17 protein-coding genes are annotated in these 13914 nt (G+C 70.4%); 8 read left to right on the plus strand and 9 right to left on the minus strand.

The genetic code is table 11. The features are described from left to right. Positions 1-15: 15 nt before the first annotated feature. The 9 genes from BMY07_RS21615 to BMY07_RS21655 form a co-directional block, all read right to left on the minus strand. On the minus strand, positions 16-570 hold the full coding sequence (locus BMY07_RS21615) for a DUF3558 family protein (RefSeq protein ID WP_177215695.1): 555 nt from the start codon (positions 568-570) through the stop codon (positions 16-18). 32 nt (positions 571-602) lie between these two features. Beyond that, positions 603-983, minus strand: a complete 381-nt coding sequence (locus tag BMY07_RS21620; RefSeq protein ID WP_092781611.1) for a hypothetical protein — start codon at positions 981-983, stop codon at positions 603-605. A 98-nt stretch (positions 984-1081) separates the two neighbouring features. Beyond that, positions 1082-1624 (minus strand): DUF3558 family protein, encoded by a 543-nt coding sequence (locus tag BMY07_RS34465; protein ID WP_177215696.1) that lies wholly within the window; start codon positions 1622-1624, stop codon positions 1082-1084. Positions 1625-2083: 459 nt separating this feature from the next. Further along, complete coding sequence (pstB, locus tag BMY07_RS21630) at positions 2084-2860, minus strand: phosphate ABC transporter ATP-binding protein PstB (RefSeq protein WP_092781617.1); 777 nt, start codon at positions 2858-2860, stop codon at positions 2084-2086. Between the two features lie 8 nt (positions 2861-2868). Next, entirely contained in the window at positions 2869-3780 is a 912-nt protein-coding gene (gene pstA / locus BMY07_RS21635; protein WP_092781620.1) for a phosphate ABC transporter permease PstA, read from the minus strand. Beyond that, the gene (pstC, locus tag BMY07_RS21640; RefSeq protein ID WP_245782556.1) at positions 3777-4706 is read right to left on the minus strand and encodes a phosphate ABC transporter permease subunit PstC; all 930 of its coding nucleotides are present in this window, start codon (positions 4704-4706) and stop codon (positions 3777-3779) included. The genes pstA and pstC overlap by 4 nt, the downstream gene beginning before the upstream one ends. 184 nt (positions 4707-4890) lie before the next feature. Further along, positions 4891-6018 carry a phosphate ABC transporter substrate-binding protein PstS gene (gene pstS, locus BMY07_RS21645; RefSeq protein WP_092781626.1) on the minus strand — a complete coding sequence of 376 codons (1128 nt, stop codon included), beginning with the start codon at positions 6016-6018 and terminating at the stop codon, positions 4891-4893. A gap of 206 nt (positions 6019-6224) precedes the next feature. Beyond that, positions 6225-7151 (minus strand): mycothiol synthase, encoded by a 927-nt coding sequence (mshD, locus tag BMY07_RS21650; protein ID WP_092781629.1) that lies wholly within the window; start codon positions 7149-7151, stop codon positions 6225-6227. Between the two features lie 29 nt (positions 7152-7180). Beyond that, entirely contained in the window at positions 7181-7909 is a 729-nt protein-coding gene (locus BMY07_RS21655) for a winged helix-turn-helix transcriptional regulator (protein WP_092781632.1), read from the minus strand. A gap of 463 nt (positions 7910-8372) precedes the next feature. On the opposite strand from BMY07_RS21655, the gene BMY07_RS21660 reads away from it, so the two are divergent. From BMY07_RS21660 to BMY07_RS21695, 8 genes are all read left to right on the plus strand, one after another. Next, positions 8373-9263, plus strand: a complete 891-nt coding sequence (locus BMY07_RS21660) for an LmeA family phospholipid-binding protein (protein WP_092781635.1) — start codon at positions 8373-8375, stop codon at positions 9261-9263. Continuing rightward, positions 9263-9676 carry a thioredoxin family protein gene (locus tag BMY07_RS21665; RefSeq protein WP_177215697.1) on the plus strand — a complete coding sequence of 138 codons (414 nt, stop codon included), beginning with the start codon at positions 9263-9265 and terminating at the stop codon, positions 9674-9676. Before BMY07_RS21660 ends, BMY07_RS21665 begins: the two co-directional genes overlap by 1 nt. A 260-nt stretch (positions 9677-9936) precedes the next feature. Further along, entirely contained in the window at positions 9937-10395 is a 459-nt protein-coding gene (locus tag BMY07_RS21670) for a DUF4395 domain-containing protein (RefSeq protein WP_092781638.1), read from the plus strand. Next, on the plus strand, positions 10392-11225 hold the full coding sequence (locus BMY07_RS21675) for a sulfurtransferase (protein ID WP_092781641.1): 834 nt from the start codon (positions 10392-10394) through the stop codon (positions 11223-11225). The genes BMY07_RS21670 and BMY07_RS21675 overlap by 4 nt, the downstream gene beginning before the upstream one ends. 40 nt (positions 11226-11265) lie before the next feature. Further along, entirely contained in the window at positions 11266-11571 is a 306-nt protein-coding gene (locus BMY07_RS21680; RefSeq protein ID WP_092781644.1) for a DUF1416 domain-containing protein, read from the plus strand. Between the two features lie 213 nt (positions 11572-11784). Further along, a complete protein-coding gene (locus BMY07_RS21685) occupies positions 11785-12426 on the plus strand; it encodes a heme-binding beta-barrel domain-containing protein (protein ID WP_092781647.1) in 642 nt (213 codons plus the stop codon). Between the two features lie 13 nt (positions 12427-12439). Then, entirely contained in the window at positions 12440-13054 is a 615-nt protein-coding gene (locus tag BMY07_RS21690) for a 5-oxoprolinase subunit B family protein (protein ID WP_092781650.1), read from the plus strand. Then, entirely contained in the window at positions 13051-13911 is an 861-nt protein-coding gene (locus tag BMY07_RS21695; RefSeq protein ID WP_092781653.1) for a 5-oxoprolinase subunit C family protein, read from the plus strand. Before BMY07_RS21690 ends, BMY07_RS21695 begins: the two co-directional genes overlap by 4 nt. Positions 13912-13914: the final 3 nt, after the last annotated feature.

Raw genomic sequence — 13914 nt, forward strand, 5'->3', positions numbered from 1 at the left:
TACCTCCCAGCTACCTCAGGGCAATTCAGGTTCGACAAGCTTCGCCGCGTCCAACGCGGGCGCGCACAGCTTCTGCCCATCACCACCGGTGGCGACCACGTCGACCCTCGACTTGGCACCCAACTCGAGCGCGATGAAGCAACTCGACTTGCTCGGACCGAGGAAGCGGGCGGCCTTGCGGGAACCGACCTCGATCCGCTCGACGCTACCGGAGGCCACGGCGTCATCCAGGCCGACGTCGTCGTGGACGGCGATGCCCACCAGGTAGCTGTCGGCGACGCTCCCCTTGTCGACCCGCCACTCGCACGACGGGGTCGACCCACCTTTCGCCTTCCCCGAGCCGGACACACCGATCGCCGCCGCCGCCGAAGAGGTGAGCAGCTCACACGGCTTGAGCGAGTCGACGGGCGAGGCGGAGGTGGTCGTCTTGGAGGTGGTCGGCGCCGTGCTGGGTACGCCCGTCCGACCAGCGTCCCCGCTGGGAACCGGACTGCCCCCCTCGGCGCTCGTGCAAGCACCCGCGGCCAACGCCAGCACAGCTACCGGAACGAGCAATAACGTCCTTCTCACGAGCCCCCCATACCCTTCCAGTTCGCGCACACTCAGTACTTGGTCGCGTTCGAGTCGTCCGTGGCACGGTAGTTGGCCATCGCCTGCTTGATGCCCTCCTCGGCCTTCACCAGCGACTCCCTGAACTGCTTCAACTGGGTGACGAAACCCCGCTCATCCCCGGCGACCTGCTGCAGGAAAGGCTTCATGACCTCGGCGTTGTTCGAGCTACCCAGCTTGGGCGACTGCAGCAGGAGATCGAACCCGAACTGCTGGCCATCGACCCATTCGGCCATGTTGCGAATGGCGGTCAGGAGGGCTTCGCCGCCGCGTTCGTTGACGGAGAAGCGGCCGGAGGCGGCGTTGCCCGCGAAGTCGTCCATGGCGCGGCCGATGGCGCTGAGCGGGGCGCCCGGCCCTTCGTCGATGTACATCGTTGCCCCCGAATACCGTTCGGACTCCGGGGGCACCGTACCAACAGCCCCGCGGGCGCGTCCTGGTTGTGACGCATCCGGGGTGGGGGGTGGTTCCGTCAGGGCAGGGCGGGTTCGACCTGCTTGGCGGCCTCCAGGGCCGGGCCGCACAGTGCCTCGGGGTCCTCGCCGGTGACCTGGACGTCCACCCGGGAGGTGGGGGTGATCTCCAGGCCGAGGGCGCACCCGGCGCTGCCGCGGGTGAAGAAGCGGGCGGCGGAGTGGGCGCCGACGTTGAGGTACTCGATCTCCTTGTCGGTCTTGATGTCGGCGACGCCGGTGGACTCGTAGATCACCACGGCGATGGTGTAGCTCTCCGCGACGGTGCCCTTGTCGACCCGCCACTCGCACTGGCGGGCCTTGGAGGTGCTCGCGGGCTTGCCCACGCCGGTCACACCTAGAGGCCTGAGGGCGGCGGCGGGGAGCAGGTCGCAGGGCTGGGCGGCCTGCAGCGCGCGCGGGTCGGGCTGCGGACGGCCGTTGGTCGAGGTGGTGCCCGCAGGCGCGCCCGGGGCGGGGAGGGCGGTACCCCCGGTTTGCGTCGTGCAGGCGGCGCAGAGCACCACCAGCAGGGCGGCCGGGACATGCCAAGGACGGCTCACTGATCTCCCCAACGGTGTTGACGGTGAGCGGACCCCGTTGGGGACGGTATCAATGCGGGTGGGGCGGTGGTGGGGGGAGTTGGGAAGTCGCCCGTCTGGGCCAGTACTGGTTGCCGGTGCGGGGTCGGCTCGCCTGCGGCATTGCGTGGGGGACGGCTCGGCTTCGCCATTGCAGGGGGACGCGAGTTTCGAGCTGTGCTCGATGCGGCGAACTTGTTTTGCGCGGGGCCCCTGCGACCTCCTGGGAAGAGCACAAAGGCGGGCCTGAAGAGACGGCCCTCCCCCGCGCGGAGAGCTTACGGACGCCGCCACCCCGCACAAAACAAGTCCGCCCCATCGAGCCGGCCTGGCACCAGCGACTCCGAGGAGCGCTTGTCGGCCAACGTTGTTGACCCTAGGTACAAGAAAAGGCAGGGGGCCGGGTGCGTGTGCGCCCAGCCCCCTCGCCGACAGAAATGATCAGCCGAAGCGGCCGGAGATGTAGTCTTCGGTGGCTTTTTGGCTGGGGTTGGAGAAGATGCGCTCGGTGTCGTCGAGTTCGACGAGGCGGCCGGGTTGGCCTACGCCTGCGAGGTTGAAGAAGGCGGTTTGGTCGCTCACGCGGGCGGCTTGCTGCATGTTGTGCGTGACGATGACGATGGTGAAGTCCTTCTTCAGCTCCTGGATGAGGTCCTCGATCGCCAGGGTGGAGATGGGGTCCAGGGCGGAGCAGGGCTCGTCCATCAGCAGGACGTCGGGTTGCACCGCGATGGCGCGGGCGATGCAGAGGCGCTGCTGCTGGCCGCCGGAGAGGCCGCCGCCGGGGCGGGTGAGGCGGTCCTTGACCTCGGCCCAGAGGTTGGCGCCGCGCAGGGCCTGCTCGGCGACCTCGTCGAGCTTCTTGCGGTCGCCCTCGCCTGCCAGCTTCAGCCCGGCCACCACGTTGTCGCGGATGGACATGGTGGGGAAGGGGTTGGGGCGCTGGAAGACCATGCCGATGGTGCGGCGCACGGAGACCGGGTCGACGGTGGAGGCGTAGATGTCCTCGCCGTCGAGCAGGACCTTGCCCTCGGCGCGGGCGCCGGGGATGACCTCGTGCATGCGGTTGAGCGAGCGGAGCACGGTGGACTTGCCGCAGCCGGACGGGCCGATGAAGGCGGTCACGTTGCGCGGCGGCACCGCCAGCGACACCCCGTCGACGGCGTGGAACTTGCCGTAGAAGAGGTTCAGGTCCTTGACATCGATGCGCTTGGCCATTGTCCCGCCTACTTCGTCTTCAGAGAGGTCAGCCGCGAGATCAGCGATCCCAGCAGGTTGAACACGGTGATGATGAGGATCAGCGTGACCGCCGCGCCCCAGACCCTTGCCTCGCCGACCTCGTTGGTGGTCAGCCGCTCCGAGGTCATCAGCAGCGGCAGCGACGCCATCGAGCCGCCGAACGGGTCGTAGTTGATGAACGTGGTGTAGCCGACCAGCACCAGCACCGGCGCGGTCTCACCCATGACGCGGGCGATGGCCAGCGAGACACCGGTGATGATGCCCGAGAGCGCGGTCGGGATGACGATCTTGACGATGGTCTTCCACTTGGGCACGCCGAGTGCGTAGGCGGCCTCGCGCAGCTCATCGGGGACGATCTTGAGCAGTTCCTCGGTGGTGCGCACGACGACCGGGATCATCAGCAGCACCAGGGCCAGCGACACCGCGAACGCGCTGCGCGGCATGCCGAGGGTGGTGATGCACAGCGCGTAGATGAACAGCGCGGCGACGATCGAGGGGACACCGGAGAGGATGTCGACGGTGAAGGTCACCGCCTTGGCCAGCCGGGAGCGCTTGCCGTACTCGACGAGGTACACCGCGACGAGGATGGCGATCGGGACCGCGATCACCGCGCAGATCAGGCCCTGCAGCAGGGTGCCGATGATCGCGTGGTAGACGCCGCCGCCGAACTGGCGGGAGGTGAGCCCGGCCAGCGACTTCTGCCACCAGTCGGCGTTGAGCACGTGCTGGAAGCCCTTGGCGATGACGGTGATCAGCAGCCACACCAGCGGCGCGAGGGCGAGCACGAAGGTGCCGCCGACCAGGATCGTGGCGAGCCGGTTCTTGAACCGGCGGGACGCGTTGATCTCCTGGAACGCGGGGGGCGCCGCAGGCCGGTTCAGGTCGGTCGCGGTGCTCATTCGTACTCCTTGTGACCGGCGATGATGGCCCTGGCGAACGCGTTGACCACGAAGGTGAGCACGAACAGCACCAGACCGGCCGCGATGTAGGCACCGGCGCCCCGCGGGTCGTTGAACTCCTGCGCGGCGCGGGCGATCTTGGAGGCGATGGTGTCGCCGCCGTCGAAGAGGCTGAAGCCGAAGTGCGAGGTCGTGGAACTCAGGATGATCAGCACCGCGATGGTCTCGCCGAGCGCGCGGCCGAGGCCGAGCATCGAGGCGCTGATGTAGCCCGCGCGGCCGAAGGGCAGCACGGTGGTCCGCACGACCTCCCACTTGGTGGCGCCGAGCGCGAGCGCGCCCTCGACCTGCATCGACGGGGTGCGGTCGAACACCTCGCGGCTGATCGCGGTGATGATCGGCAGCAGCATGACCGCCAGCACGATGCCCGCGGTGAAGATGGTCTGCCCGATGGCCAGGTTCGAGGTGCCGGTGGCGAACAGCGGGATGAACCCGAGGTTCTCGTTGAGCCAGGTGCTGATCGGCGACAGCGCGGGCGCCAGGACGTAGGCGCCCCACAGGCCGTAGATGATCGAGGGGACCGCGGCGAGCAGGTCGACCAGGTAGGCGAACGGCCTGGCCAGCCTGCGCGGGGCGTACTGGGTGAGGAACAGCGCGATGCCCAGCGAGACCGGCATCGCGATGATCAGCGCGAAGACCGCGCTGAACACGGTGACCAGGAGCAGGTCGAGCACGCCGAAGGCGAGGCCGCCCTCGGGGTCGGCGTCCCAGTCGCGGCCGAAGAGGAAGTTGGCCTGGTTGTCCGCGAGCGAGGGGATCGCCTGGATGAGCAGGAAGATCCCGATGAGCGCGATCATGGCGACGACGAACACGCCGGAACCGACGGTCAACGCCTTGAAGATCTTGTCACCCGGACGGGTGATCACCTTGGGGGGTTGGGTGGGGGTCCCACCAGAACCCTTCGGAGTGGAAATCGGTGCCTCCGGTGCGGTGTCGGGCGCCGCGCCGCCCCGGGGGCCCCTGGCTAAACCAGGGGCCCCGGGGCGTCCGACCGTGTCGGAATCGCTCATGTTCGGTCGTCGTTCTCGGCTCGCAGTGTGCCAGGTGGACTTACGCGATGGCCTTGATGGCGTCGAGCAGCTTGACCTGGAACTCGTCGGGCAGCGGGACGTAGCCCGCGTCGGCCAGCGCGCTCTGGCCGTCGGTGGCGGCCACGGTCAGGAACGCCTTGACGGCCTTCGCGGTGTCGGCGTCGTAGCCCTTGGAGCAGACGATCTCGTAGGTCGCGAGCACCAGCGGGTAGGAACCGGCGGTGTTGCTGGCGTAGAGGGCGTCGAGGTCGAGGACCAGGTCGTTGCCGGAACCCTTGACCTTGGCGGACTTGATGGCCGCCGCGGCGCCCTCGGCGCCGAGCTCGACCGCGCCAGAGCCGCTGTCGAGCTTGGCGGCGGAGAGCTTCTTGTCCTGGACGTAGGACCACTCGATGTAGCCGATGGTGCCGTCACCGGCGCTGATGGCGTCCGCGACACCCGCGGAGCCCTGGGCACCCTGGCCGACGCCGCCGTTGAACTTCTTGCCTGCGTCCTTGGTCCACGCGCCCTTGCCCGCGGCCTTCAGGTACTTCTGGAAGTTGTCGGTGGTGCCCGACTCGTCACCGCGGTAGATGACGGTGATGGCCTTGTCCGGCAGGGTGGCGCCGGTGTTGGCGGCGGCGACGGCCGGGTCGTTCCACTTGGTGACCGCGCCGCTGAAGATCTTGGCGGCGAGCTCCGGGGTGAGGGTCAGGCTGGTGACGCCGTCGAGCTTGTAGGCGATGCCGACCGGGCCGAAGACCAGCGGCAGGTTCCACGCCGGGTTGCCCTTGCAGCGCTCGGCCGCCTTGTCGACCTCGCCCTTGTCCTTGTTCAGCGGCGAGTCGGAGCCGCCGATGTCGACGATGCCCGCGTTGAACTGCTTGACACCGGCGCCGGAGCCCGAGGGGGTGTAGGCCAGCTGCTGGCCGGAGCACTTCGCGCCGTAGGCGGAGACGAACGCCTCGATGGCGCCCTTCTGCGCGCTGGAGCCCTCCGCGACGAGGTCCTTCTTGCCGCCGCACTCGACGGGGGCCTTGGCGGTCGGTGCGGGAGCAGCGGAGTTGTTCCCACCCGGCGTGGTGTTGTTGTCGCTGCCGCACGCGGTGAGGGCGAGGGCGCCCGCCGCCACGAGGCCGAGCACGGACACTGGCCGCTTGCTGATCACGGTTAATTCCTCCAGGCAGGAGAGTTCTCAGGTCGCGACGTGACCCTACGTCCGCCGCCTCGCCGCGACGCTAGGCAGCACTAGTGGACGAATGCCCTTGAAGTGGTGAACGCAGGGTGAACAAGCCCGTTTTCGTGACCGTTGCGATACGCGCGTCGCCTGGTCGTGGCTTTGTCGTGACCTGTACGTATGCGCTGAGTAACCGGCTAGACGCTCGGTGCTTCTGCACGTGCATATTGAACGTCGGCGGCCGAACGGGTGAACCCCAATCGGCTGTAAACAGCAACGGCGGGGGCGTTGTCGGACTCGACGTAGAGGATGACCTCACCCAGCCCGAGCGCCCGCAGGTGCGCCAGACCGGCGAGGGTCAGCGCTTTGCCGAGCCCGCCCCCCTGCGCGCCCGGGTCAACGCCGACGACGTACACCTCCCCGATTCTCCCGCCCTCCCGCCCCTTTGCGCCGACGCCGCCGGAGTGCACCTTGGTCCAGTGGAACCCCAGCAGCGCGTCGTCCGCGGCCACAGCCAGGAAGAACCCCGCCGGGTCGAACCACGGCTCGGCCTCGGTCGCCTCGACGTCGGCGACGGTCAACGAGCCCTGCTCGGGGTGCCAGTCGAAGGCGCGTTTGTTCACCTCGACGACGGCGGCCTCGTCCCGCCCCGGCTCGAAGGTCCGCACCCGCACGCCCTCGCGCCACACCGGCTCGGGCAGCTCGGCCGCGGCCAGGTCGATGCGCATCGTCAGCAGTTCACGAACCCGTGACAACCCCCGCGACCCGGCGATCCGAGCCGCCCCGGGGTGGTCGCCGTGCGCCCAGAACCGGGTGCCCTCGGCGGCACGGGCGATGACCGCGTCGACCAAGGCCGAACCGACCCCACGACGGCGCGCGTCCGGCCGCACCAAGACCTCCGCGACCTGGCGACCGAACGAGTCGCCGTCGGTGTCGAGGTGGGCGTACCCGACCAGCTCGACCCCATCGGTGGCCAGCAGGTGCTCGCCGCCGCGGAACTCGCGCGGCAGCGGACCGTCCGCCGCGACCTCGGGTCTGCCGTCCACCTCGGCGACTGCGCGCAGCAGCGGGCGGAGCTCAGCCGCGGCGTCGGGGCTGTCGGGGCGCCAGGTCAGGTCGGTCACACCACCGAACCTACCCAGATCGAGCAGGTCTAGGCGTCCACGCGCCTGCCGCGGTCCGCGTCGTGGGACAGCTCGCGCCGGGCACCGGCCTTGGGCGGCTGGACGAACTTGTAGCCGACGTTGCGCACGGTGCCGATGAGCTGCTCGTGCTCGACGCCGAGCTTGGCGCGCAGCCGCCGGACGTGCACGTCCACGGTGCGGGTGCCGCCGAAGAAGTCGTAGCCCCAGACCTCCTGCAGCAGCTGCGCCCGGGTGAACACCCGGCCCGCGTGCTGCGCGAGGTACTTGAGCAGCTCGAACTCCTTGTAGGTGAGGTCGAGCGGGCGGCCGCGCAGGCGGGCCATGTAGGTGGCTTCGTCGATGACGAGCTCGCCGAGGCGCAGCGCTCCGTCCACCGGGGCACCTGCGGCGCCGCGGGTGGTGAGCAGCCGCAGCCGGGCGTCGACCTCGGCCGGTCCGGCGGTGGGCAGCAGGATCTCGTCGATACGCCAGTCGCTGTTGATCGCGACAAGGCCGCCCTCGGTGACGACGGCCAGCACCGGGCAGCTGTCGCCGCCGCTGGTCAGCAGCCTGCACAGGCTCTTGGCCGCGGCGAGGTCGGTGCGCGCGTCGACGATCACGGCGTCGCGCGAGCCCGCCTCCAGCAGGGCGGTGACCTCGGGGGCCTGGGTGCGCACGGTGTGCGGGAGGAGCATCAGCGACGGCACCACGGTCGCGGGCTCGGGGTCGGCGGTCAGCAGCAGCAGGTCGAGGCTCATCACGAGTCCGCCTCTCTTGCGTGATTCCGCGCCGCGGCGTTGGGGTGCGGCCCCAGGGTCGGGGTGGCGTTTTCGGCTGGCCAGGACAATAACCCGGGGTCGAGGCGAATGTCGTGCCCGTGACGCCCGCGTCACACGCCGACCGGCGTTCACCGGGGTGGACGCCCAGCTCAGGGCGCTCGTGTTACGACGCCGTAAATCCTGCGTCCACCAGTGCGCCACCCGCGATCGCTGGATTAGCGAGAGGGTCCGAATTCGATTTGTGAATGCGGTGTTACCGCGCCGACGACCGCCGGGGGGCAACGCCGCGCGGGCCTGGCACGTCCACTTGGCGACGCGTCCGGGGCGGCCGGAACCGGCTGCGGAATCATGGGGGACGTGCCGTACCGGCGCGCAGCGGGTAGGTAGCAGTCGTGCGGCGGGTAGGCAGCAGTGGACGTGACGGGACAAGACGGGTGACGGGATGACGACGATGACGAACTCCGGCGCGAACACGGGTGGGCCGTCCGCGGCCCCCCGCCGCCGTTCGAAGGCGGTGCGCAGGCTCGTCATCGCGCTGCTGGTGCTGGTGGCGCTGCTGGTCGCCGCCGACTTCGGCGCCGCCGCGGTGTTCGAGCACGAGGTGTCCAAGCGCGCCCAGCAGCAGTTCGACCTGCGCGACCACCCGTCGGTGAAGGTCGGCGGGTTCTCCTTCCTGCTGCAGGCCGCCTCCGGCGAGTACGACCTGGTGACCATCGACGCGAAGGGGGTCCCGGTGAAGGACACCCTGCGCGACGTCGACGTGCACGCGGACCTGCGCGGGGTGCAGGCCCCGCTGTCGGACCTGGTGAGCGGGTCGCTGACCCAGGTGCCGATCCGCGAGGTCGAGGGCCAGGTGCGGATCAAGGCCGCCGACGTGAACCGGGCCATCCAGGAGAACTCCAACGAGGTCGTGTCCGCCATCACGAACCTGACCATCGACCCGGTCAGCGAGAAGGCGGTCAACACCGCGCCCGCCGAGGGTGAGGAGACCGAGGAGGACGGCGCGGAGGTCGCCGACCAGGAGGGCACCACCGCCGGGGTGAAGCTGTGCGGCACCGTGGCGATCGCGGGCCAGGAGACCGAGCTGTGCGTGTTCTCGATCGTCTCGCTCGACGGCGGCGCGGTGACCATCGCCCCGAAGCGGCTGGAGCTGCGCAACGGCGGGTCGGACGTGAAGCTGCCCACGGCCATCCAGGGCAAGGTGCTGCAGCTGTTCACCCGGCGCCTCGACCCGGGCAGCCTGCCGTTCAAGGTGACGCCGACCTCGGTCACCGTCGAGCGGGGCGTGCTGTCGGTCAAGGGCAAGGCCGAGAACCTGGTGCTGGGCCGCTGATGACGGGTCTGTATGTCGCCCTGGGCACCGTGGCCGTCGCCATGGTCTTCGGTCTCCTGGTCCGAACGTTGGGCGGCCGGGCCAGGCCGTCGACCGCGGGCGCGGTGCCCGACGAGCTGCGCGCGGCGCTCGACCCGGGTGCCGCGGTGACGCTGGTGCAGCTGTCCACCGAGTTCTGCGGCACGTGCAAGCAGACCCGGGTGTTGCTGGCCGAGATCGCCCACGGCACCGCGGGCCTGGCGCACGCCGAGGTCGACCTGACCGAGCAGCCGGAGTTGGCCAAGCGGCTCGCGGTGTTGCGGACGCCGACCACCATCGCGGTGGACGCCTCGGGGAGCGAGCTTCTGCGCGTCGGCGGAATCCCGAAACGTGAAGAGCTGCTCACCTCGCTGCGGCCGCACCTGCCCGCCTAGACCGGCCACCACCTGCGCATTCACCGAGCGCAACCCCGACATCACCCGTCCCACCCACTGGACAGGCCTTCTCATGCCCGGGCGGGCGGCGGGTACTCTCGCCGCCGTGTGCAGCATCCTGACCAGGCGCCGCGCGGTGGACTTCTGCCGCGTGCACAGCAGCCTGTGTCGGAGCGGCTGACCGGGCGATCCACCCGCGGCGCCGACGCGCCCGTGGCCGCCCTCACCGGACCCCACCCGTGTGCAGGTCAGGAGGCCACATGCCCACACCCCCCGATCCCCGGCCGAGCGTCGACCCCAGAGGTCCGCGCTTCGCCGCCTGGCTGACCAGCGCCGTCCTCGTCGTCGTGCTGGCCACCGGCTGGTGGCCGCTGCTCGCGGCCCAGGCCGTGGTGTTCGCGCTCGGCGGTTTCGCCGGGCTCCGCTACTCCCCGTACGCGGCGCTGTACCGGGTGTTCGTCGCGCCCAGGCTCAAGCCGACCGACGAGCGCGAGGACGCCGCCCCGGTGCGGTTCGCGCAGAGCGTCGGGTTCGGCTTCGCCGTCGTCGGCGTGCTCGGCTACGCGCTCGGGATCACCCCCCTCGGCATCGTGGCGACCGCGTTCGCCCTGGTGGCCGCGTTGCTCAACGCCGCGTTCGGGTTCTGCCTCGGCTGCGAGGCCTATCTGCTGATCAACCGCCTGTCCATCAAGCAACGGAAAGTGGGAACCGCCCGATGAGCCGCGAAGACGTGCTGGTTTCGGCCGCGTGGGCCGAGGAGAACCTCACCGCAGGGGGGGTGGTGTTCGTCGAGGTCGACGAGGACGCCAGCGCCTACGACACCGGGCACATCCCGGGCGCGGTGAAGATCGACTGGCGCAACGACCTGCAGGACCCGGTCCGCCGTGACTTCGTCGACCGCGCTGGCTTCGAGAAGCTGCTCTCCGCGCGCGGCATCGGCAACGACGACACCGTGATCCTCTACGGCGGCAACAACAACTGGTTCGCCGCCTACGCGTACTGGTACTTCAAGCTCTACGGCCACCGGTCCGTGAAGCTGCTCGACGGTGGCCGCAAGAAGTGGGAGCTCGACGGCCGCCCGCTCGACGCCGACGCGGTGACCCGCGAGGAGACCACCTACACCGCCCAAGAGCAGGACCTGTCGCTGCGCGCGTTCCGCCAGGAGGCGGTCGACGCGATCAACACCAAGAACCTGGTCGACGTGCGCTCGCCCGACGAGTTCTCCGGCAAGCTGGCCGCCCCCGCGCACCTGCCGCAGGAGCAGGCGCAGGTCAAGGGCCACATCCCGACCGCGATCAACGTGCCGTGGAGCAAGGCGGCCAACGAGGACGGCACCTTCAAGTCCAACGACGAGCTGCGCGAGCTCTACAAGGACGCGGGCCTCGACGAGGGCAAGGCGACCATCGCCTACTGCCGCATCGGCGAGCGCTCGTCGCACACCTGGTTCGCGCTGCACGAGCTGCTCGACTACTCGGACGTGAAGAACTACGACGGGTCGTGGACCGAGTACGGCTCCCTGGTCGGCGTGCCGGTCGAGGTCGGCGCCTAAGCACTTCCCGGCCAGACCGGTCGGGACGGAAAGGACAGTCATGAGCTCTTGTGGAGCACCGGAGCAGGGCATCGCTCTTCCCGCGAACGTGGACGCGGGCAAGGAGGTCGTGCTCGACGGCAAGGTGACCAGCGGTGACACCCCGGTCGAGGGCGCGTTCGTGCGCCTGCTCGACGCGAGCGGGGAGTTCACCGCCGAGGTCGTGTCCTCCGCCGGGGGCGACTTCCGGTTCTTCGCCGCGCCCGGCGAGTGGACCGTGCGCGCGCTGCACCGCAGCGGCAACGGTGAGGTCAAGGTCAGCGCGGACGGCCCCGGGCTGCACAAGGTCGCTGTCTCGGTCGGCTAGTACAGCCGGTCTTGGTCGGTAGTGGTGTGGGGAAGGCCCCGGGCACGTGCCCGGGGCCTTCCCCGTGGGACCAGCGCCACGCGTGGGCCGGGCCGCCGGGCGGTATCCTCTGCCCGTGGAAATCTTCTTCACCTCGCTGTTGGTCCTGGTGGGCCTGTTGACCACCTGGTTCGCCGGGTACGTCGTCTACCGCCTCTACGCCGACCAGCGTTGATGCCCGCTGACGCGACCGGGCCGGTGCCCGGCAGCGGTGACGCGGCCATCCAGGCGGCCGCGGAGCGCGCGGAGGTCACCGGGCACCGCAACATCCCCCAGTTCGACGACCTGCCGATCCCGGCGGACACCGCGAACCTGCGCGAGGGCCCCGAGCTGAACGACGCCTGCCTGGCGCTGCTGCCGCTGGTCGGCGTGTGGCGCGGGGAGGGCGAGGTGGTCTACCCGACCATCGGCGGGCCGTTCAAGTACGGCCAGCAGATCACCTTCGCGCACGACGGCCGCCCGTTCTTGCACTACGAGGCGCGTGCGTGGCTGCTCGACGACGAGGGCAAGGTCATCCGCCCCGCCGCGCGGGAGACCGGGTTCTGGCGCCCGCAGGCCGACGACACGATCGAGGTGCTGCTGGTGCACGCCACCGGCATCTCGGAGATCTACTACGGCTCGCCGCGCACGCAGACCTCGTGGGAGCTGGACACCGACGTGGTGCTGCGGACCTCCTCGGCGAAGGAGGTCAACGCGGCGAAGCGGCTCTACGGGCTGGTCAACGGCGGTGACCTGGCCTACGTCGAGGAGCGGGCGATGGTCGGCCAGGAGCTGCAGCCGCACACCTCGGCGTACCTGCGCCGCGTGGTCGGCTGACCCGAGCACCCGGATGCGGCTGCGGCGGTGTGGGCCGGACGCGGTGCTGGTCGAGGTCGACTCGCTGAGCGAGGTGGCCGCTGCCCGGGCCGCGCTCACCGGACTGCCCGGTCTGGTCGAGCTGGTCCCCGCCGCGCGGACGGTGCTGGTGTCGTTCGAGCCGGGTTCGCCCGGGTCGCGGCAGGTCCAGGCGGTGTTGGACCAGGCTGATCTCTCGGCGGCGCCGGTCGGTGACAGCGCGGACGTGACGCTGCCGGTGGTCTACGACGGCGCCGACCTGGAGTTGGTCGCGGAGACGGCGGGGCTGAGCGTCGATGAGGCGATCGCCCTGCATTCGAGCGCGGACTACACCGTGGCGTTCTGCGGTTTCGCTCCCGGCTTCGCGTACCTGACTGGACTACCCGAGCTGTTGCAGCAGCCTCGGCTCGGTAACCCCCGCACGCGCGTTCCGACCGGGTCCGTTGGCGTGGCCGGGGAGTTCACCGGCATCTACCCGCGCTCGTCACCCGGCGGATGGCGGCTGGTGGCAAGACTCGCCGATGACGCTGCCGCGCTGTTCGACCCGACTCGTGAACCGGCCGCTCTGTTGTCCCCGGGCGATCGCGTCCGCTTCGAGGTGGTGTCGTGAGCCGTGTGTTGACCGTGCTCGCCACCGGCCCGTTAGCCCTCATCGAAGACCTCGGCCGACCCGGCCACGCCCACCTCGGCGTACCCCCGTCCGGCGCGTTGGACGTCCCGTCGCTGCGGCTGGCGAACCGGCTGGCGGGCAACCCGGAGGACGCGGCGGGCATCGAGTGCGTCCTCGGTGGGCTCTCGCTGCGCGCGGGGTCGTCCTGCACGGTGGCGGTGACCGGGCCGAGCGTGTCGGTGCAGGTCAACGGGCGGTTGGTCGACTCGCACGCGCCGGTCCACCTGCGCGCCGACGACGTCGTGGCGCTGGGCACACCGTTGTCCGGGGTCCGCACCTACCTGGCCGTGTCCGGTGGGATCACCGTGTCGCCGCAGCTGGGGTCCCGCTCGACCGACCTGCTGTCCGGGATCGGCCCCGCTCCGCTGGCCGTGGGGGACGTGCTGCCGGTGGGCGACCCGGTCGGGCCGCCGGTCGGCGAGGACGCGGTGCCGCCGCCGAGTCCGCCCGACTTCCTCGCGGTGCCGGTGGTGCTCGGACCGCGCGACGACTGGTTCGCCGACGCGGGCGCCCAGCTGGCGGCGGCCGTGTGGTCGGTGTCGCCGGAGAGCAACCGGGTGGGGTTGCGGCTGCTCGGCGACCCGCTGCGGCGCGCGCCCGGGTTCGAGGGCAGGGAGTTGACCAGCGAGGGCGTGGTGACCGGCGCGATCCAGGTCCCGGCCAACGGCCGCCCGGTCGTGTTCCTCGCCGACCACCCCACCACCGGCGGTTACCCGGTGGTGGGGGTCGTCCCGGAACGGCACCTGGCCGCGTTGGCCCAGGCCAGGCCGGGTACGCGGATCAGGCTGCGCGGATGACGA

The organism is Actinokineospora terrae (genome assembly GCF_900111175.1).
GTDB lineage: Bacteria > Actinomycetota > Actinomycetes > Mycobacteriales > Pseudonocardiaceae > Actinokineospora > Actinokineospora terrae.

What these genes read in the sequence shown, in the direction of transcription:
- BMY07_RS21620 (WP_092781611.1), bottom strand. Translation starts at nt 983, where the DNA reads ATGTACATCGACGAAGGGCCGGGCGCCCCGCTCAGCGCCATCGGCCGC.
- pstB (WP_092781617.1), bottom strand. Translation starts at nt 2,860, where the DNA reads ATGGCCAAGCGCATCGATGTCAAGGACCTGAACCTCTTCTACGGCAAG.
- pstA (WP_092781620.1), bottom strand. Translation starts at nt 3,780, where the DNA reads ATGAGCACCGCGACCGACCTGAACCGGCCTGCGGCGCCCCCCGCGTTC.
- BMY07_RS21655 (WP_092781632.1), bottom strand. Translation starts at nt 7,909, where the DNA reads ATGAGCCTCGACCTGCTGCTGCTGACCGCCGACCCCGAGCCCGCGACC.
- BMY07_RS21660 (WP_092781635.1), top strand. Translation starts at nt 8,373, where the DNA reads ATGACGACGATGACGAACTCCGGCGCGAACACGGGTGGGCCGTCCGCG.
- BMY07_RS21665 (WP_177215697.1), top strand. Translation starts at nt 9,263, where the DNA reads ATGACGGGTCTGTATGTCGCCCTGGGCACCGTGGCCGTCGCCATGGTC.
- BMY07_RS21670 (WP_092781638.1), top strand. Translation starts at nt 9,937, where the DNA reads ATGCCCACACCCCCCGATCCCCGGCCGAGCGTCGACCCCAGAGGTCCG.
- BMY07_RS21675 (WP_092781641.1), top strand. Translation starts at nt 10,392, where the DNA reads ATGAGCCGCGAAGACGTGCTGGTTTCGGCCGCGTGGGCCGAGGAGAAC.
- BMY07_RS21680 (WP_092781644.1), top strand. Translation starts at nt 11,266, where the DNA reads ATGAGCTCTTGTGGAGCACCGGAGCAGGGCATCGCTCTTCCCGCGAAC.
- BMY07_RS21685 (WP_092781647.1), top strand. Translation starts at nt 11,785, where the DNA reads ATGCCCGCTGACGCGACCGGGCCGGTGCCCGGCAGCGGTGACGCGGCC.
- BMY07_RS21690 (WP_092781650.1), top strand. Translation starts at nt 12,440, where the DNA reads ATGCGGCTGCGGCGGTGTGGGCCGGACGCGGTGCTGGTCGAGGTCGAC.